The following is a 19,645-nucleotide window of genomic DNA, read 5'->3' on the forward strand; positions in this document are numbered from 1 at the left end:
GACATTTGCGGCATGTATCGCACCGCCATAATCTCCTGCAGAATTATTTTCAAAGGTGGAATTGTCAATGTATACATCGCCATCAGCACATATTGCACCGCCCCAGCACTCAGCAATTATAGCACCGCTTGCCTTATTATTTATGAATACAGATCTTTTTACAGTCACATTTTTCTTACAGAATATTGCTCCACCGTCAACTTTAGCCTTATTAGAATCAAAGAGACAATCTTCAATTTCCAAATTACCTTTGGAATAGATTGCTCCTCCCTTATCATCACCAGCACGATTGGATCTGAATACACACTTTTTGAATATAGATAACTTGTCAGAGTTAATATCAACTGCTCCAGAGAAATCATCTGCCTTATTGTCTTCGAATAGACAGCCTTCTGCATAAATAGGGCCTTTTAAAAAGATTGCACCACCATCAACATCATCTGCAGAATTGCCAATGAAAGTGGAATTTATCACAGTTAACTTGTTTCCTGTTCTGTCTGACACTGCACCACCATGATCCTCTGCCCAGCAATTCTTGAAAGTACAATTGATTATTGTACCTTTTGCACTGCCTTCAAAGGAAATGGCACCACCCTTGTCACCATCCTTATTATATCCATTGACAAATATAATGTTTTTAAAAACTACATTACCTGATTTGACTACAAAGTAATGGTCATGCTTGCTGCTTCCCTTCAAATCAACGGTATGACCCTGTCCATCGATTGTGATATCATTTCCATCATTGATCTTAATGATTAGCTTTTTTTCCAATTGTGGAAATATCATTTTTTAAACGAAGAGTGTCGGAGTGTTCCTTTGGTATTATTGTATGATACTTTTGAGCAACTTTTTCACGTACACTATCTTCAGATGCAGTGCCTTTAGTATTCATAACCTGAACATATAAATCAAGACCTTCCAAGTCATTAGCTTCACAGGTCACATCTGGATTAATCTCACTCTTATCGCTAAGTTCAGAAGAATCATAAGAAACAGTATCCACAACATCTAAAGACCCATCAACAGGCTTATATGAATCAGTGACATCAACATAATCAATATCAGCAGATGAAACGGCACCTGCTGAAAAAATCAACAAAATTATAGAAAAAAATAGAATAATCTTCATATTCATGATATCAGTCCCATAACACTATTTAGATTAAGGCACATATAAAGGTTTTCGAGTGTAAGCACTTGCTTGCATGCTTTAAATCCTAAAAAAACCATAAAATCAATAATAATTAAAAAAAAAAACAATCAAAATAAGATAAGTTGAATAAAAACAAAAAAATAATGTTTTATAAAAAAATACATTATATGCAAACAATAGAAAAAATATCTTTAGAATAACAAAAGACCTCTTTAGTAAATTTCTATAAAGAATGAAAGAAAAATTCTAAAAGACTTTTAATGAAACATCTAAAAAAAAAATGAAAGAAAAATTCTAAAAGACTTTTAATGAAACATCTATAAAAAATGAAAGAAAAATTGTAAAAAAAGAAAAATAGATGAATTTTAAAAAAAAAAATAAAAATAAAAGAATTAAGCATGTTTAGCCATAAAGTCTAAAACAGCATCAGACAATACATCCAAATTAGATAAGTACTCCTCATACCATCTGTTTCTCAATTTGGAAATAACATATGCTAAAGCACCAGATCCAATACCTACAACAGTTGTATCGAATGCTACAATCAATGATTCAGATAAAGTATTTACATCACCGGAACCAAGTGCAGCAAGACCAGTACCTAAAGGAATCAAAGTACCCATCAAACCAAGAGTCGGTCCAATACGTGTTATGATGTCAGTCACTTCAAGGGATTTGTCAGTTAATCCTTCTTCATTTTCAATCAATTTACGTGCAAATGCTTCTCTTGTACTTGCAGTCAAGTTTTCAGTGCTTGCTATCTTAATCAAAATGTCCTTTTGAGTCTGAGGAAGTACTGAATTACTTATTTTAGATTTTAATGACTCTATAGAATCAGAATTAGACATATCTAAAATCAAATTGGAAACATCATCTACAGAAACCTTTGTCCTTAATGTGTATTCATAGATAAGTCCCCCTAAAGAAACTACTACAACCACTACAAATATCAATAATATGATAACTACAGGTATCAAAAGACTTTGTGCGATTAAATTTAGTCCAGTAGTTAAAAAATCTCCACCAGGAATTGCCATTGCCATATAATCACCTAATAAACATTAAAAGTTGAAATAAATTTGAATAATTGAATTAATAGAATTAAATTAATAGAATTAAATTAATAGAATTGAATTAATAAATTGAATTAATAGAATTAAATTAATTTAAATATCAAATCACTGTTTAACATTACCTTAACCTATTGTTTCGTTTTTTAAACAATGCTCCCAAACCAAACAGCAATCCTAAAATAATGATTAGAACCAATCCAGATTGGAAAGGCATTAAAGTAAGTTGAGTAGATGGATTTTCAAGCACTTTGCCTATTGTTGGAATCAAAAATCCAAATACAACAAAGACAAATGCAAAGATTATCATCATGTTTCCATAAATTATCGGATAATGGGTCATTCGATAATCTTCAATGAAATCTGAGAATACATAAGAGATAATGCTAAACAAAATCAATAAAACCGCTATAATAATAGCTAAATGAATTGTTGTAATAGTCAATGATACATTAGCAGAATTAAATACAAAACTTGGAGATAAGGCTGCAGAAGATAATATGAACAATGCATAAGACACAGGGATAAAATCCAAGTACAAGAGCCTTTTCAACATATCATCATATTGCTTTTCTCTTTCCCAATAGCAAATAGTCAATATTCCTAATGCCAATGAAATAAATGCCATTATCATATAGAAATAAAAGTTATTTACTGTCAAGCTTATTACAGTTTCATAAAATGGGCTTAAAGCAATGATTATTAATGCTATTATCACTGATATAACTGCTGAAATCATTAAATGTTTCCTTAAGTCATATTTAAAGAATTTAGATAATAATCCAGTTCCAATCCCTAATAATAAAACTGCAATTAGAATAATTGTACCGAATAAGCTAACTAATAAATTCATCCTATCACAAAATTTTTATAATCAATCATAAAGAAAATCATTCCCACTATAATCCACAGATTAAAACCATGGGAAATCATTCCAATCATCTATCAAGAAATCAAATTAAAAGAGGAAATCACTCCTCAATCATAATCAGATTACCCGTTTTCGAATCTTTATAAACTTTTCCTTGTTCTACATAACCTTCTCCAGAACTGTTTGAAGTGTCTGGAGTTTCATTTAATTGTTCACCCTGTGTTACATTAGTGATTTCACTGATTGACTGCATAGCCTGTTGTCTGTCTTCAGGAGACATGTCACTAAAGATAACACTTTGCAAGTTCCAGCCGATTACAGCAAAAATCAAAAATCCAAGAGCAAGAACCAACATTGCATCAACAAGGTTTGTTGTTCCAGCCATAGGATCTTCTTCTTCTCGTTTTCGGCGTCTTGTTTTCTTTCTAACCATATAAAACCTTCTTTTAGTGAATAAAGAAATAATTTAAAATTATGAAAATAAATTTTTTCTTAAAATAAGAATTGAAAATTTTTTCATATACTATAATATATAAGAAAAGATTTATAAGTTTATCTAACTTAGTTGAAAAATATAAAGTTTAATTTAATAAAGGTTTTGAGCATGAAACTTAAAAAGCCCTTTAAAATAGTTATTTTTAAAAAAGAACTCGATTTCCCTTAGAAATGAACTTGAAAAAAACAATCAGTCATTCCTCTAAAATATAATCTAAAATAAGCTTTGAAGAATTGGCTTTAAAATCTCCAAATTGCAATTTAGAAAACTCATTTAGTTTTTCCAAATCAAAATCCTTCTTTTTGATGCTTTCAATCAATTCATCAATATCATAGACGATTTTACCTGGAACCTTCTCTTTATAATCAAAGGAGAATCCACGCTCTTCATTAATGTAATCATCTAAATCATAAGCAAACAATATAATTGGCTTATTTAAAATAGTGTAATCCACCATAATTGAGGAATAATCTGCTATTAGAATATCTGACAACAATAAAATCTTTTGTTCATCCTCATATCCTGTAAAATCAATGAAGTCATATTTGCTGGCCAATTCCTTTAGGTCAATTGGATGGGCTTCATCACAATAGTTCATATAATTTGGATGCAATCGAATAGCTAAACAATATTCATCTCCCAAGTCATGAATGAATCTTCCAATGTCAAAGTAATCAAAAACAGCATTATTTTTTGCATCTTCCCGAAATGTAGGTGCATAGAGAACCAATTTTTTAGCTTTAAGTTGAGGATATTCCTTTTCAAATGATGCCCTTAATTCATTTAGATAATCACTGCCTAAATGTTCATCATTATAAAAATCATTTCGGGGAACGCCAAAAGGCTTTACTTTAGATTTGTCAATATGGAAATTGTTTGCATAAATGTCCACTGCATTTTCACTGCTTACAGACACCAAGTCTATCTTATCTGAAAACAATTCCATCACTTTCTTATCTTCATCATTTAAAAGATCATATCCGAATTTCTTGAATATTCCAGTGCCATGCCATAATTGGACCCATTTCATTCCTTCCACATTCATAAATGCAAGAGGGAAGAAATTATCAACTAAAAAAACGTATTTTGATGATGCAAAATCAGAGATGCTTTTTAAAGACAAAGAATCCTTTTCAATGAAATTATATTCATAATCCTTGCCATCCTTAGTCTTTCTATTGCCTAATTCTTTAGCAATATATTCTAAATTACTGTCAAATGAGTGGTTTTTATTTGTTAGGAAAGTGACCTTATTGTCCTTTTGGGAAAACTTCCTAAAAATATTGAATATTGCAGCATAGATCTTATGTTTAGTGTACACTTTAATAACCTCATTTAAAGCAAGTAGAATTAATTAGAATTTGAATAATTAAATTAGAACTTGAATAATTAAATTAAAATTTGAATAATTGAATTAGAACTTGAATAATTGAATCAAAATTTGAATGATTAAATCAAAATTTGAATAATTGAATTAAGAATTATCTGAAATTAAATATAATTTCTATTTAATCTGTATAAACATTTCTTAAAATCAAGTATTGGTATAATTAATTCTATTTATCTAATTTAATATACTTTTAGTTAAGGAATCATTTTTGCCCTTAAATATACAATACAATTATAATTAATTAAATATAAATTAATAATAGAATAAAAAATGTGAAATAAATGTGATAATATGGATGTAAAAAATAATATTATTCTTGCTATGGACCTAATGGATTTAAAAGAAGCTGAAATTGTATGCGAATCAATCAATGAGTATATTGATACTATAAAAATCGGATATCCTTTGACTCTTGCTGAAGGATTATCAACTATTGGATTCTTTAAGGACAACTTTGACTATAAGGTCATTTGTGATTATAAGGTTGCAGACATTCCAGCAACCAATGAAAAGATAGCTAACCAAACCTTTGATGCTGGTGCAGATGCAATCATCTGTCATGGATTTGTAGGTCCAGACAGTGTAGACGCATGCAAGACATCTGCTGAAGACCATGGAAAAGAGGTATTCTTGCTTACAGAAATGTCTCACCCAGGTGCACTTAAGTTCATTCAAGCCAATGCAGATGAAATAGCTAGAATGGGTGTTGAAATGGGAATTGAAAACTATGTTGCACCATCCACAAGACCTGAAAGATTATCTGAAATCAGAGATATCGTTGGAAAGGAGGCATACATCATCTCTCCAGGAGTTGGAACTCAAGGAGGAGACCCTAAGGAAACATTGAAATACTCAAATGGATTAATCATCGGAAGATCCATTTACAATGCAGAAGACCCTAAGAAAGCAACTAAGGATATTATTGAATCCATTAAATAAAATAAATCAATCGAAAAATATTATTTTATTAAGGTGTTAAATTGTTCAATATTACACTAGCTCTTTCCTATTTCTTTTCAGGCTTCTTTATGAAGCTTTCAGATGATTTTTATGATGAAAAATCAAATAAGAGAAAATCCATTTTTCTGGGAATAATTTGTGGATTGCTCACAGCCTTTGCATGTTCCATTGACTTGGATGCCGCTTGCATCTTCATAGCAATATTGATTGGAAACATATTAGCCCTAAAAGTGGATGGAATTCACCATATTGCTACAATGGTTTCATTTATAATTGCATTCCTATTGCTTGGACTTCCAAATTTCACATTTTTATCTGTTTTAACAATAATCATCTGTATGATAGGAGCCATAATCGATGAAATAGGAAATGACAATGAGAAAATATATCATAAAAGCAAATTCCTTGAGTTTTTCTTCGAATATAGATTTGCATTAAAAATAGTTATTCTATTGCTTGTCTTAATTGGATGGTTAAATATTTTAAGCTTTATTTACTTCCTATGTTTTGAAATAGCTTATGACCTAGCCAGAGTTTTATTTGAAAAATATATTTTATAAATTAGATAAAATAGATAAGAATTAGATAAAAATAGATTAAAATATAAAAATAGGATAAAAAATAGAAAAGAAAATAGAAAAAATTTAATCAAACTTTTTAAAAAGTTTGAATTATTCATTTATCCTATTAAGTGCATCAGCAACTATCAATGGGAAAATAATAGTTACATCACCAATAACAGTTACCAAATTGGATCCATGCTTTGCCTTAGACCATGACTTGGCTTCCTCTAAAGGTGCACCACTTAAACTTCCGGTTTCAGGCCTATCCATAGTTATTTGAAGTCCTGCATCGATTCCTCCCTTTAAAAGATTGCAAGCAAGAGTATAATGCTTTGGAAGACCTCCGCCTAACATGACCACCCCTATTTTTTCAGATTCAAAGACAAGGTCAGATAAATAATGCATGTCTCCAACGGCATCCACTACAAGAGTGTGATCTTGAGTAAATATCCATAATTGAAGACCAAACATACTGTCTATAAGTCCTGGAGCAAATATTGAAACGTCATTAAGAGCAGCTTGCCTTAAAATGGAATTTTCATCATCAATCAATAATCCGACTTCCTTTAAAAGCCTTTGAATTGAAATGATTCCTTTGTCCTCATCATTATCCAAATCATTGCTGATTTTTTCAAATATCTTGATGATTTCACTTTCAAACACTTCAAAGTCATCGCTTTGAGTGTAAACATCAGCGATTCTTCCAATTCCTGCATCATTCAACTCTTCATCATTGCTTCCTAAATCACGATAATGTCTGCCACCAAATGCCTCAAGCAAGTCATGAGTGATGTTAGCACCGCTTGTTATCAAAACCTTAATTCTTTTTTCTCTAATTAAGTCTGCTACAATGTTACGCATGCCACCTGGAACCAATGGTCCTCCTAAGCTCATAAATATATCCATATCATCATCATTGATCATATCTACAAGCAAGTTGGAAGCTCTTGCTACTCTTCCAGCACCTAATACTCCTGACTTATCAAACTGTTCAATCAGTTCAGTGACAGTCATGTCCTTTTTAATATTTAATTGATTAACTTTCATACAATCCAATCTCAAAAAATAATTCTAAAAATAATTCTAAAAATAATTCTAAAAATGATTACCTAATAAAATATAGTATTTTACAATAAATAAAGTTTAATAAAAATAAAGAAAAAATAGAATAAATTAATAAAAAATTTATAAAAAAATACTAAACCTAATGAAAATATTTTGGTCAAGGTTTTGCGACCCGAAGGGTCGGAAAAGCTTGGGCGAAAAGCTTGGGTGAAAAGCTTGAGTTAAATTTCATCTTCAAGATCGTTTTCCCCTAACAATGGGAAATTCTTCAGATTTGTAATTGTTTCAATAAGGTCTGTACGTGTAACTACACCAATTGGAGTATAGTCATCATCCACTACAATCAATCTGCTTATGCCGAATTTATACATCTTATAGACAGCAGTGGCTATCATTGTATCCTTATCAATGAAGAACAAACGTTTAGACATTATATCCCTAACGTCTTCGTTTTCTTTTCCTTCAGCTAATGTCTTTACAATATCCACTAATGAAACCATGCCAATAGCTACACCTTCAGTAATTACTGGAGCTCCATAAATGTTATTTCTTGATAATAAACATGCAGCATCCTTGATTGAATCACCAGGCTTTAAGTAAATAAAATCTAAAGTAGCTATATCATAAACAGAGTTTTTAGGAATGCTTCTTATTGTGCTGATATCCAACAGCAAAATATTATCCATATCATCTCGGCCTACAATTTCACCAATAATTCCTAAGTTATTGACAGGAGTAGGGCCTACACAGATAACATCACCTAAGTGCAAGTCCTTAATGCTTCCTAAAACCTTTATGACTGCTTCACATTCACCAGGATGTGGCACACTTGTAAACTCAATCTTAGCCACTGAAACATCATCCAATTTTTTATTATCCTTATAGACAGGAACTTTTGCATTGCTGTCTGTAAAGGATATGTTTAAAGTATGGTATGCTTCAATAGTAGGCTTATAGCCACCACGAGGTCCTGGTACACCCTTTACAAGACTTAAACTTCTTAAAGATTGCATCTGATTTCTGATTGTACCTGGATTTCTATTCATCACTTCAGCAATGTCTTCCCCTTTGATAGATCTTCCATCAGAATTTTGATACAAATTGATTAAAGTCTGTAAAATTTCCTTTTGAACAGAAGTTAACATTTAAGACACCAAAATCAAAAAAAATAATTAGTATTTTATTCATAAAATACTTAACTCAATTATTTAACCGCTAAATTTGAAATCATCATTAAAAATATAAAATTTAATGACAAATTAAAAATTAATTATAATGATTTATCATAATTTTCACTATCAATTACCTTTTTATAGGTTCTTATATAAAAAGATATTGTTTATTTTATTAAAAATCATTATAACTTATATCTAATTATCATGTTTTAGACCTATAATTCTTAATTTATAATGAATAAATTTTCATTAAAAAAATAGTTTGATAATAGAATAAAAAATAAAAAAATAGTACAAATTAGCAAAATAATTGAATGGAATATGAATAATGAAATAATAAAAAATCTTTAAAAAAGCTAAAAATGAGAAAAGAGAAAAAAATGAAATCAAAATAACAATAATCAAACTTTAAAAAATAAGAAAAAAGAAAATAAATAAAATCAAAATAACAATAATCAAACTTTAAAAAATAAGAAAAAAGAAAATAAATAAAATCAAAATAACAATATAATCAAACTTTAAAAATAAGAAAAAAGAAAAAGGAATTAACATCCGATTTGATACAATTCAAATCCCTGATTTTCTATTTTCCTATCATATATATTTCTGCCATCAAAGATTACCTTTTGATTAAGCAATTGAGACAATCTATCGAAATTAGGATTCCTGAACTCTTTCCATTCAGTAACCAATATTAAAGCATCACAGCCATCTAAAGCATCATAACGATTTTGGACAAATTCAATGGAATATGCATAATCATCACCAATGAATCTTTTGAATTCCTCAATAGCCTTAGGATCATATGCCTTAATCTTTCCACCTTTATCTATAATCTCCTTTGCAACAACCAAAGATGGCGCTTCTCTCACATCATCAGTTCCCGGCTTGAATGAAAGGCCCCACATGGCAAAGCAAAGATTGGATAAATCTTCTCCAAACCTATTGACAATCTTTTTAACCAAAATCCTTTTCTGATTAGTGTTAAGCAATTCCACATTTGACAATAGCTTAGGAGAGTATCCATGACTTTCTGCAGTGTTGATCAATGCCTGAACATCCTTTGGGAAACAGATTCCACCGTATCCGCATCCTGCATAAATAAAGTCATATCCGATTCTCTTATCTGAACCGATTCCAACTCTAACCTTTTGAACGTTTGCACCAGTGACTTCACAAATGTTTGCTATTTCATTCATAAAGGATATTTTAGTTGCAAGCATTGCATTTGCAACATATTTAGTCATTTCAGAACTTAATATATCCATAAAGATAAATCTGTCATGGTTTAAAACAAAAGGAGCATACAAGTCCTTCAACACATCAAAGACCTCATCCTTTTCAGCACCTATGATAACCCTATCAGGATGCATGCAGTCTTCTATTGCATGCCCTTCCTTTAGGAACTCAGGATTTGATGCAATTTCAATTTTCACATCAGAATTCTTCTCCTTTAATATGGCTTCAATATGCTCTTTGACTTTAAAGCAGGTCCCGACAGGAACAGTTGACTTGATAACTATAATTGAATCATGGCTAATGTTATTTGCAATATTTGTTGCCGCATCGAAAATATAATCTAAATTGGCACTGCCATCTTCAGCCATAGGGGTTCCTACTGCAATGAAAACCAAATCTGTTTCATCTAATGCTTCCTTAATGTTTGTAGTGAAGAACAGGTCTCTTCTCTCTTGGTTTTCCTTAACAATAGTTCCTAAATGAGGTTCAAAAATAGGCAAAACATTATTCTTTAATCCTTCAATCTTCTCTTCATCAATGTCTACACAGTATACTGTATTACCCATTTTAGAAAAGCATGCACCAGTTACAAGCCCTACATAACCAGTACCAATTACAGTCATATTCATTCTAACACTCCATAAAAAATCTTTAAATCACATACTGTTTTACATCGCTTCTTATAATGGAAGAAGCACCTAATGCCTTTATTCCATCTAACATTTCAGGGAAAATATTCTTAGGAATCAAAACATTAATCTGTGAAAAGCTTGAGCCTTCATTGACAGTTGGCTCTGCACTGCAATACTTATTGTCTACCAAATATCTGGAAACCTCTTCAACAGAATCATTTGCAATATTGAATTTAACATCAAAGTATTTTCTTGCAGTAACAGCACCTAACAATTGGTCATAAATTCTTCTTGCCTTTTCCATCTTCTCTCCAGTACAAGAAATTCCTGCATATAAACCTGCAGAAGAATGCAAAATGGTTTCAAGCTCTTTTAATCCTGCTTTTCTTAAGCTGCTACCTGTTTGAGTGTTGTCTACAATCAAATCTGCACCTTTAGCAATATAAACTTCAGTAGCTCCATCAGAGTTAATGACTTGAACCTGCTTATTGTCACCATCCCTAAGTCCTCTAACTTGAACATAAGGAACTGCATCTCCCCATATTTCCTGATAAACCTCATTTTCCATAATGTGCTTTCTTGTTAAATTAGGGTATTCAGTAAAGCATAATATTGGCTTATCTCTGTCCTGATTTGTTCTAAAGAATTCAGATAAGTCATTATAAGGAGAATCTTTAGGAATAGCTACAATCAAACGGGTTTGACCGTAATTCAAATCTCCGATTTTAACGATATCATTATCGCTTAAAACAGATTCCTCTTTAACCCAGTCTTCTCCAACAATTGAAATATCTACCATTCCCCTGTTCAATTCAACAGGAGTACTTTGAGGACGAGTTAAAAAAGCAGTAATCTCATCATCATTGAGAATATTGATTTCATAGGATTCATTTCCAGGTTCGTAACCTCTAACTTCATAACCAGCATCAACGAATAATTGATAAGTGTTTCCACGATTTATATTGTTTAAACTTCCTTTTGGAAGTCCTAAAGTAATGTTTACCATAATATCACAATTTTATTATTAATAATTCATCAATTTATAATATATTTTAATGAATATATATAATTATTTAAAAATAAAAACAGTTTATGAGAAATAAAAAAAAAGAAAAATTATTAAAAAATTAAAAAAGCATTCAAAATAAAAGAATAAAAAAAAAAATCATCTAAGAAATAAAAAAATTATTAATAAATTAAAAAAATCACCCTAAAGAATAAATAAAAAAATTATTAATTAACTAAAAAAATCACCCTAAATAAAAATATTAAAAGAAAGAAAATAAAAAATTAAAAAAAAATCATTCTAAATAAAATAATTAAAAGAAAAGAAAATAAAAATTTGAAAAAAATAAAATAAAAAAAAGGTAGAAATAAATTCTACAATACTCTAAATATTACTCAAAACTATTCCTCTTCCTGATAGGAACCGTTATATTCACCAGACCCTTCCACTGAAAATACAACAGCTTGAGCAATCCTATCACCTGACTTAATCTTATAATCAAACTCACCATGATTATAAATCATAAACATCAATGTTCCATAAAATCCAGGGTCACCTACAGCAGTTTGAACAGAAATAAAAGACCTAAGCAATGTTGACCTTGGAAGATAAAGCATAGTATATCCTTTAGGAATCTTTACCTTCCTTTTTATGGAAGCCAAATAAGCAGTATGAGGTTTTAATGTATAAACTGGACCTTCTAAAGCTTCAATCTCTGGAAGATTCTTTTCATTGTCAATTAATGATCCTCCAGATTTTTGAATGAATACCTCATCTAATTCCAAGTCAATTCCAGAAGGCTGGACCAAATCCTCAAAGTCTGGAAAGAGTTTTTTAAGTTCAATTTCACCAAGCATAATTTCACATCAGATATTCCATTATTTTACATTAATAATTTACAGCAGTATTAACTATTTTCCATAACTATTAGTTTGCAGTAGAATTTGCAGTATTATTTCCTAATTTTAATGTCCTATTAGTTTGCAGTAGAATTTGCAGTGTTATTTCCTAATTTAAATGTCAATTTACCGGTTCCTTGATCAGTTACCTGCATTTGATCACAATGAGGATATAAACCATTAATCAATGCCTTACCTGATTCAGCATCCATAAATGTAGGCAAGTAATTGGAAACATAAGTAGGATAAAGGGTTAAGTACAATTATCCTCGACCAAATTCAAGTTCAAGAAGTAAGACACATGAGTAGCTGGATTTGATTGGTCAAATGCAAAGTTTCCTAAATTATAGGAAATAGGTTTTCCATTATACATTTCCACTCCTTGAGTTACGTGAGTATGGGCACCGATTACAATATCTGCACCATCATTAATCAATTCATGGGATATTTTCACCTGATTGTCATTTGGACTATTGCTGTATTCATTTCCATAATGCAAGTAAGCAATGATAATGCTTGAAACGTTTTCACGAGCTTCCTGAACTTGCTTTTGTGCAAGCTCTGAATCATATGCTCAATATCCTGAAGAATTAGCTGTTGCAGGATCCATCACACCTCTATACTCTGCAAAATTATCTGCATCCATATAATTCAAGACAGTGACTTTCCTATCTCCAGTTTCTATTGTGACAGGCTTAGTCGCTTCAGCACTATTCATTCCAGCTCCCATAACATGTATTCCAGCTTCCTTCAAGTTTTTAATGCTGTCATTCATACCTGCTTCACCATAATCCAAAGCGTGATTGTTAGCTTGAGCTGCTATGACAACATCATTTGCCTCAGCCAACAAATGAGTGTATTTAGGATCAGCCTTTAATGGAACATCTCCCTTAACTGAATAGGAAGATGTTGTTACAGGATTTTCAAAGTTTACAAGCAGGATATCTGCAGCTTTAGTAACATTTTCAACATATCTGAATGGGCTTTCACCAGAATCTAAAACAGCAGGCATCTTACGACCAAACATTACATCTCCAGTTACAGCAATGTTTTTTTCATCATGCCCTAAATTATAGCTTGAACCATTGTCCATTGAAAACAGAATTGTTCCACAGACAGATAATGCTATAAGAATTAGAAAAATTACAATTAATACTCTAAATAAGCTTTGTTTTTTCATTATATCACTGATAATAATCGTTACAATTAAATTTTTATTTGTAACTTTTATTAAATAAAGATTTTTATATCTGATTTAAAGAAAACAAAAAATAATAAACTCAATATAGAAAAAATTATTTTTTAATAAAATAAATTAAATCAAATAACATATATTTTTAAAATATAATAAAAAAAATAAATTAAATAAAAAATCTCTACTTTTAAAACAAGAAAAAAAATTAATTTAAAAAAATTATTAAATCAAATTTACAATAAACTCACTTTCAAAATCCAAATATTCATTTAGCAATTCAATTAATTTCTTATTTTCATCACTATCAACCAAACCTAATGAAATAATTTTCTTTAGAATGTCAACATTCATTTGAATTGGTAACCTATACTGATTCAATACCATACCTGGCAAGTGTCCCCTATTTTCATCTATCCATTGAATGAAAATATTTTTTGAATTGATAAAATTTTCATCATGAATTAGACTTTCAATGATTTCAAGAAAACTGTCATTAAAATCATTAGAAAATAGGCTATTTAAATTGATAGATATATACTCACTTAATTCAAAACTAACAGTTTCAGCATACTTTTCACCATATTGAAGAATCAATTCATTATTCAAATACTTAGCAATACAACAATTAATTTTATCCCTAGTTTGTCTTAAAATATCATTGGATTCTAGAAATTCTTCTTGTGAGACTTTTTCAACTGTAATTTCCACATCATTTTCAGACTTGTCATCAACTAGCTTAACATAATTACCGACTAAAAATTCGAAATTGCAATTTTTGCAAAATTGACTGCCATCTTCTCTTTTTGATCCACACATAGGACAAAATTTAAAATTGGACATCATATTATCATCTCAAAATTTTTATGAAAACTTTTTCACCAATATCCATTAGAATTAAAATTGTTTGAATAATATCAAATTATTTGAACTTAATGAAATTGTCTAAATTAAATGAAATTATTTAGATTAAATGAAACTATTTGAATTAAATCAAATTGTTTTTATTTATTGAAAAAAGTTAGGTCAAATGACAAATATAAAAAAATTAATTTGTTTTTATAGATAAAAATTAATTTGTTTTTATAGTTAAAAATTACTTATATCAAAACAAATTAATTAGATTTGCTTTTTATGTATTCCTCTCTTTTTTCATGAGCTTCCTCTTCAGAAGGGAATAATCCTAAATGCTTTCCATCAACTTAAGCACTCCACATGAATAAGCCTTCTTCATAGTAGACCCCCTTATACTTAGAGGATTTCTTCTTATTTAATGTGGATTCTGATTTTTTTGACTTTTTGGATTTGTTGGAAACTCTTGATCCGCCACTTACTTTTACCTTCTTATTGGCATTGTTTGGAGAGCTCTTTTTTCCACCTTCAACTTTGACTTTGCTTTTATTTTCCTTCTTAAACTCTTCAGCATAATCTAATTTATTAGATTTCTTTTTAGACTGTTCAACATTAGAATTTAGTTTGTTTTTGTTGATTTCATCTTTAATGCTTGTCTTTGAATCAATTGACTTGATTGGCTTAGATTTGCTTTCCTTCTTATTGGTTTTCTTATTTGCTTTTGCTCTTAACCTATCCCTTTCTTCAATGGTGATAGTTTTAAATCCGCCTTTAACTTTAACATCAACCAAACCATTTTCCTTTAGATAGTCTTTTCTTGCTTTAATGGCTTCATTTTCAGTTGCATGATATGAAATTATTTGACCTTTAACGCTTGCAGACCATAATTTCTGTATTTTGCTAAAGGAAATGCCTCTTGCATTGGAATAATCTCCTTTAACCTTTTTAGGCATAGGCAAAGAACTGATATATATTTCTCTTGCTTCATAAGCTTCCTTAGAAGATTGGTATAATCCCAAATCCTTATTTCCATGTTCCGCTTTCCACATGAAAAGATTGTCATCGTAAGAAATTCCCAAGCATTGAGAGTAAGGGACTCCAGGTTGCCTAATCTTTATTTCCTGATTGTTTATTCCATAAACAAGATTTTCATCCTTTTCATCTTCATGCTTCGGAATGTACAATTCATTGAGAATTTGAATGATTTCATTGTTTGGACTGGATTGCCTTAATCTTATAAAGTCTTCTCCATCATTAATTGCTGATTTTAGCCTAATCAAAAAGTCTGCATCCTGTGTTCTTCTGCTAAGCTTATATTTTGGCCTAATAAAGTCCTTATCTCCAGAATAATTTACATAAAACCAGACACAGATATTGAATATAATCTTATGAGCTTCGCTTGCAGCCTGCAATTCTCCACTTACTTCACTTGCAGAATCCTTTGATAAAAGTGGATTTGAATTAGATTGAGCTTTACTTTCATTAAAATTTTCATTTTCGCCATTTGAAGAGGATTTGAATTTCTTTACTTCATTAAAACCAGTTTTATAATCTCTAAGACCACCATTTTGAACATATGGTCGGTTGCATTGTGATGGAGATTTGAATCCGCCGGTTCCATCACCATTTACAGTATTATGGTAAACATCATTTCTTAATCTTCTAAGCCTTGAAAAGTCATTTTTTATATTCTTCGGCAGGATATTGGCATTGTTCAACTTTTCAATTCGTCGGAATTGGCTGTTTTCTTCATCTTTAATTCCTTCAAAAGCAAAGATTGATTTAGTGATCTTTTCAGCAATTCTACCTGCAATCAGAATAGCCTCAACACCATCTCCTTCAATAAGATTCTTATCCATCCTAGCACAGTCTAGATAAATATCCCTAAATTGATTTTCCAAGAAACTAAAACAAAATTCACTCATGCTATCATCCCTTTTAAAAAATGAATGAAACTTAAATAATTTATTAAGTAAACAAAAACCATGATTTGAATAGAAAAAATCAATCAAATCATCTTAATTATCATTATAAATTCTAAATAATTCAATGTCCTAAAATGTCTTTCAATACATCTGATGCAGGATCCATACCTTGTGCACCAATCAATAAAACCACATCATCATTATCTGCAGTTTCCATAATATATCCTAAAGTGTCATATAACTTTTCAAAATGATTATATTTAATATGTTCCTTGTCTAAATTAGCAAAGAAAATATTCTTTTCAAAGTCTTCAACATGATTCAAATGATCAACCAAGTCAACGCTTGAGGATAAGCTTAAATAGATTTTTCTCTTTTTAGCATTGCTGTCATTTTCAATTGAATCATCATTCCTATGACGCAATTCCTTAATCACTTCTGCCAAAGCCTCTGAATTAAGGCCATTTAATGTCTCTCCACGAGAGCCTCTAATTGCACAGGCAATATAAAGGTCATTTTTATCCAATTGCTCTGCCAAATCATAAGTTGCCCCGACAGTATTCTTTATTCCATCAGGATTATGTGCAAAGTCATCTATAACAATAGGCTCATCATACAATCTTGTAAATCTTCTGCTTAAAGGCCTGTATGTCTTTACTCCCTCTTTTATGTCTTCTATAGGAATGTCTAAAGACAAGCATGCTGAAATTGAAGAAAGGATATTTCTAATGAAATGAGTTCCTGTGAAAGGAAGCTCTTCAAATTTCAAAATGGCATTTCCATCAACAATGATAGCCTTTTCTTCACTGTCAAAGTAAACCTTCTTATCAATCTCTGCTTCGTAAGCCTCAATAGCTGCCTTATCCATTGAAGTGAAGTAAGTGTCAACGCCATCATTTGCAAATTCCTTCATGGCCAAAACATTCTCATCATCAAAGTTTAAAACTATTCCACCTTTATCTGTAGCTTTCACTACACCTGATGTCTCTTTAAAAACGTCTTCAATTGAGTTTACAAGCCCAATGTGGTCCATTGCAACATTTGTCACTACACCAACATCAGGATTGATTGCAGATGACATGATTAAAGCATGATCCTTCATTAAATCAGTGCCCCAACCTTGAACTTCTGACACTTCAATGACCAAATAGTCAAAGACTTCCTTGTTTGGAATATCGCAAATGAAATTGAATATTCTTGGATCTATTCCCTGCTTGGACAAAACCTCTTCAGAGATTAGTTTAGCAACCATAGGGTCTATTAAAGTATTGAATTCAGATTTTGCATCAGTATTTGTAAATACATTATATCCTGCATGGGATAAGATATGATAAATCAAATGGGAACTTGTTGATTTGCCGTTTGTTCCACTGATAACCACTCTTTTTGAATTTGGAACCAAATTGTCAATTGTCCATTTAATAGCAAATGCATTTGCAAATTCAATACGATCCACCACTATCACTGGAAATTGGAGTTTTTCAGCCATTTCCAATGCGTCTTCTTTTGGATTTAAAGTAATCAGACAAGCTACATTCTTATCATTTGCTATTTCCACACCTTTGCCATTAATCCAGTGCCTGATTACAATGTCTCCTTCTTGAGCTTCATTTAAAGTTTCAAATATTCCTGTAAATCCATTTGAAGGCTTGTAATCATTTGAACCATAAATCTTGCCTCCGATTGAATCTGCAAGTTGATTAATGGAAAAAGTGTTTAAAGAAGATACTGAATCTGCTAATTCATTTAAAAAATATGTTTTTGACATTTTAATCCCTTAAAAAGTATTGATTATGAAAATAAAGAAAAATAAAAAAATAAAAAATATAAAATTATTGAATAAAGCTTTTTAAAACTTTATTATGAGTTAAAATTCTTAAAGAGTTCACTTAATAATTGATTAGTAATTCTAATGATTCCTATAAATATTGATTATAATTATAATGATTTCCTTAAATATAACTGATTATAATTCTAATGATTCCTATAAATATTGATTATAATTCTAATGATTTCCTTAAATATAATTGATTATGAGAAAAGGTATAATTTTACTAAAATACCTATTACACATACTGCAAAAGTCAATAGCCAATAGGATAAGACAATCTTGACTTCTGAAATCCCCTTATAATTCAAGGTATGATGCAAAGGTTCTACAGGCAAGGTAATTATATGAGCCCTATGCATTAGGCTAATGATAGTGGATACAATCGGCACAGCTAATGCAAGCACTCCATAGTAAGGCATATCAGTCAATAAGACTGCTGCTGCATATCCTGTACCTAAAGCAAAGGATCCAGTATCTCCCATAAATATTGAAGCAGGGTATTTGTTAAAGACTAAAAAACCAAGGCATATTGTTCCAAGCAAACCAAATGGATAAACAGCTGAAGGATTTCCAAACATGACTCCATAAAGACAGCAGAAAGCAGATGCTATAGCTACAATACCTGCAGCCAAACCATCCATTCCATCGATAAGATTTATTGCATTGATTGAACCTAAAACACCTATCATCAATATTGGAATTGCTAATAAACCTAATTCATATCCTCCTAAGGTAGTTACAACACCAGTAAAGGCCAAGAACAAACCAGGTATTAATTGGACAATAATCTTTACCTCTTCACTTGGCTCATATTTAATCGGTATTTCAGCTACAAGCTCTAATTTGCCTTCTTCAATTAAAGGTACAACATCTTTTTTTGCCTTTTCGGTAGTGACTCTTGCCTCTTCACCTACACCTAAATCAAGCAATCCGACAGGAACAACAGAATTACTGACATTCTTAACCACTTTTTGATATTCCTTAATTCTAAGTCCTAATAGGTCATCAAGCAATCCCATTACTCCACCAGTAAGCATGATAAATGAAATGATTAAAATATCCTGATTTCTGAAATACAGTGAAAGTATAAGCAAAACGGTAAATAAGAAAGCGATTCCACCCATTGTTGGAGTTCCCGCCTTATGTCTATGTTCACTTACAATAGGGTTGTCAGTTAGATGGGCATCCCTTAAAGCTTTCCTTACAAACCAGGTAAAGAGAACTGTTGCAAAGAAAGTAATTAGAAATTTCAATAAGATATTCTTCAAAGCCATATTCATCACGCTTATGCAATAAAAATTTTAAATAATAATAAAAAAAATG

The 19,645-nt window shown here is 30.6% G+C and carries 18 protein-coding genes and 1 pseudogene; 2 read left to right on the forward strand and 17 right to left on the reverse strand.

Translation table 11 applies throughout. The annotated features are described in order from the left end of the window. The 6 genes from QZV12_RS09550 to QZV12_RS09575 form a co-directional block, all read right to left on the reverse strand. Positions 1 to 789 (reverse strand): right-handed parallel beta-helix repeat-containing protein (locus QZV12_RS09550; RefSeq protein WP_366925558.1); only part of this gene is annotated, 789 nt, incomplete at its 3' end. Continuing rightward, positions 752 to 1,138 carry a hypothetical protein gene (locus QZV12_RS09555; protein WP_295620868.1) on the reverse strand — a complete coding sequence of 129 codons (387 nt, stop codon included), beginning with the start codon at positions 1,136 to 1,138 and terminating at the stop codon, positions 752 to 754. The genes QZV12_RS09550 and QZV12_RS09555, both read right to left, overlap by 38 nt. 410 nt (positions 1,139 to 1,548) lie before the next feature. Further along, positions 1,549 to 2,193: a MotA/TolQ/ExbB proton channel family protein gene (locus QZV12_RS09560; RefSeq protein WP_295620956.1), complete on the reverse strand. Its 645-nt coding sequence runs from the start codon at positions 2,191 to 2,193 to the stop codon at positions 1,549 to 1,551. Positions 2,194 to 2,347: 154 nt separating this feature from the next. Further along, entirely contained in the window at positions 2,348 to 3,079 is a 732-nt protein-coding gene (locus tag QZV12_RS09565; RefSeq protein WP_295620871.1) for a DUF2162 family putative transporter, read from the reverse strand. A gap of 118 nt (positions 3,080 to 3,197) precedes the next feature. Further along, positions 3,198 to 3,530, reverse strand: a complete 333-nt coding sequence (locus QZV12_RS09570) for a DUF2149 domain-containing protein (RefSeq protein WP_295620874.1) — start codon at positions 3,528 to 3,530, stop codon at positions 3,198 to 3,200. Positions 3,531 to 3,786: 256 nt separating this feature from the next. Next, entirely contained in the window at positions 3,787 to 4,914 is a 1,128-nt protein-coding gene (locus QZV12_RS09575; RefSeq protein WP_295620876.1) for a CDP-glycerol glycerophosphotransferase family protein, read from the reverse strand. A gap of 360 nt (positions 4,915 to 5,274) precedes the next feature. Between QZV12_RS09575 and pyrF the strand changes: the two genes are divergently transcribed. Together pyrF and QZV12_RS09585 are read left to right on the forward strand one after the other, a co-directional pair. Next, positions 5,275 to 5,922: an orotidine-5'-phosphate decarboxylase gene (gene pyrF / locus QZV12_RS09580; RefSeq protein WP_295620879.1), complete on the forward strand. Its 648-nt coding sequence runs from the start codon at positions 5,275 to 5,277 to the stop codon at positions 5,920 to 5,922. Positions 5,923 to 5,963: 41 nt separating this feature from the next. Then, positions 5,964 to 6,503 (forward strand): hypothetical protein, encoded by a 540-nt coding sequence (locus tag QZV12_RS09585; RefSeq protein ID WP_295620882.1) that lies wholly within the window; start codon positions 5,964 to 5,966, stop codon positions 6,501 to 6,503. 111 nt (positions 6,504 to 6,614) lie between these two features. On the opposite strand, the gene QZV12_RS09590 is transcribed toward QZV12_RS09585, so the two are convergent. The 11 genes and pseudogenes from QZV12_RS09590 to QZV12_RS09640 all read right to left on the reverse strand — a co-directional run bounded on the left by QZV12_RS09590 (position 6,615) and on the right by QZV12_RS09640 (position 19,596). Then, on the reverse strand, positions 6,615 to 7,553 hold the full coding sequence (locus QZV12_RS09590; protein WP_295620885.1) for a deoxyhypusine synthase: 939 nt from the start codon (positions 7,551 to 7,553) through the stop codon (positions 6,615 to 6,617). A gap of 239 nt (positions 7,554 to 7,792) precedes the next feature. Next, a complete protein-coding gene (locus QZV12_RS09595; RefSeq protein ID WP_295620889.1) occupies positions 7,793 to 8,716 on the reverse strand; it encodes a CBS domain-containing protein in 924 nt (307 codons plus the stop codon). 575 nt (positions 8,717 to 9,291) lie between these two features. Next, complete coding sequence (locus tag QZV12_RS09600) at positions 9,292 to 10,614, reverse strand: UDP-glucose/GDP-mannose dehydrogenase family protein (protein ID WP_295620892.1); 1,323 nt, start codon at positions 10,612 to 10,614, stop codon at positions 9,292 to 9,294. Positions 10,615 to 10,636: 22 nt separating this feature from the next. Continuing rightward, entirely contained in the window at positions 10,637 to 11,623 is a 987-nt protein-coding gene (locus tag QZV12_RS09605; protein WP_295620895.1) for an ATP phosphoribosyltransferase, read from the reverse strand. Positions 11,624 to 12,024: 401 nt separating this feature from the next. Then, positions 12,025 to 12,480, reverse strand: a complete 456-nt coding sequence (locus QZV12_RS09610; RefSeq protein ID WP_295620898.1) for a deoxyuridine 5'-triphosphate nucleotidohydrolase — start codon at positions 12,478 to 12,480, stop codon at positions 12,025 to 12,027. 119 nt (positions 12,481 to 12,599) lie between these two features. Further along, the gene (locus QZV12_RS09615; RefSeq protein WP_295620901.1) at positions 12,600 to 12,785 is read right to left on the reverse strand and encodes a hypothetical protein; all 186 of its coding nucleotides are present in this window, start codon (positions 12,783 to 12,785) and stop codon (positions 12,600 to 12,602) included. Continuing rightward, positions 12,776 to 13,702: pseudogene (locus QZV12_RS09620) on the reverse strand (CapA family protein). Before QZV12_RS09620 ends, QZV12_RS09615 begins: the two are co-directional and overlap by 10 nt. Positions 13,703 to 13,939: 237 nt before the next feature. Next, positions 13,940 to 14,533, reverse strand: coding sequence for a hypothetical protein (locus QZV12_RS09625; RefSeq protein WP_295620903.1), 594 nt, complete (start codon positions 14,531 to 14,533; stop codon positions 13,940 to 13,942). 383 nt (positions 14,534 to 14,916) lie between these two features. Then, a complete protein-coding gene (locus tag QZV12_RS09630) occupies positions 14,917 to 16,491 on the reverse strand; it encodes a hypothetical protein (RefSeq protein ID WP_295620907.1) in 1,575 nt (524 codons plus the stop codon). Positions 16,492 to 16,612: 121 nt separating this feature from the next. Continuing rightward, positions 16,613 to 18,259 (reverse strand): Mur ligase family protein, encoded by a 1,647-nt coding sequence (locus QZV12_RS09635; protein WP_295620911.1) that lies wholly within the window; start codon positions 18,257 to 18,259, stop codon positions 16,613 to 16,615. A 263-nt stretch (positions 18,260 to 18,522) separates the two neighbouring features. Then, entirely contained in the window at positions 18,523 to 19,596 is a 1,074-nt protein-coding gene (locus QZV12_RS09640; RefSeq protein ID WP_295620914.1) for a glycosyltransferase family 4 protein, read from the reverse strand. Positions 19,597 to 19,645: the final 49 nt, after the last annotated feature.

This window comes from uncultured Methanobrevibacter sp. (assembly GCF_902769175.1).
Lineage (GTDB): Archaea > Methanobacteriota > Methanobacteria > Methanobacteriales > Methanobacteriaceae > Methanobrevibacter.

Bases quoted from the DNA above. Each gene is read 5' to 3' on its own strand.
- QZV12_RS09555 (WP_295620868.1), bottom strand. From the start codon at position 1,138: ATGAATATGAAGATTATTCTATTTTTTTCTATAATTTTGTTGATTTTT.
- QZV12_RS09560 (WP_295620956.1), bottom strand. From the start codon at position 2,193: ATGGCAATTCCTGGTGGAGATTTTTTAACTACTGGACTAAATTTAATC.
- QZV12_RS09565 (WP_295620871.1), bottom strand. From the start codon at position 3,079: ATGAATTTATTAGTTAGCTTATTCGGTACAATTATTCTAATTGCAGTT.
- QZV12_RS09570 (WP_295620874.1), bottom strand. From the start codon at position 3,530: ATGGTTAGAAAGAAAACAAGACGCCGAAAACGAGAAGAAGAAGATCCT.
- pyrF (WP_295620879.1), top strand. From the start codon at position 5,275: ATGGATGTAAAAAATAATATTATTCTTGCTATGGACCTAATGGATTTA.
- QZV12_RS09590 (WP_295620885.1), bottom strand. From the start codon at position 7,553: ATGAAAGTTAATCAATTAAATATTAAAAAGGACATGACTGTCACTGAA.
- QZV12_RS09595 (WP_295620889.1), bottom strand. From the start codon at position 8,716: ATGTTAACTTCTGTTCAAAAGGAAATTTTACAGACTTTAATCAATTTG.
- QZV12_RS09600 (WP_295620892.1), bottom strand. From the start codon at position 10,614: ATGAATATGACTGTAATTGGTACTGGTTATGTAGGGCTTGTAACTGGT.
- QZV12_RS09605 (WP_295620895.1), bottom strand. From the start codon at position 11,623: ATGGTAAACATTACTTTAGGACTTCCAAAAGGAAGTTTAAACAATATA.
- QZV12_RS09610 (WP_295620898.1), bottom strand. From the start codon at position 12,480: ATGCTTGGTGAAATTGAACTTAAAAAACTCTTTCCAGACTTTGAGGAT.
- QZV12_RS09625 (WP_295620903.1), bottom strand. From the start codon at position 14,533: ATGTGTGGATCAAAAAGAGAAGATGGCAGTCAATTTTGCAAAAATTGC.
- QZV12_RS09630 (WP_295620907.1), bottom strand. From the start codon at position 16,491: ATGAGTGAATTTTGTTTTAGTTTCTTGGAAAATCAATTTAGGGATATT.
- QZV12_RS09635 (WP_295620911.1), bottom strand. From the start codon at position 18,259: ATGTCAAAAACATATTTTTTAAATGAATTAGCAGATTCAGTATCTTCT.
- QZV12_RS09640 (WP_295620914.1), bottom strand. From the start codon at position 19,596: ATGGCTTTGAAGAATATCTTATTGAAATTTCTAATTACTTTCTTTGCA.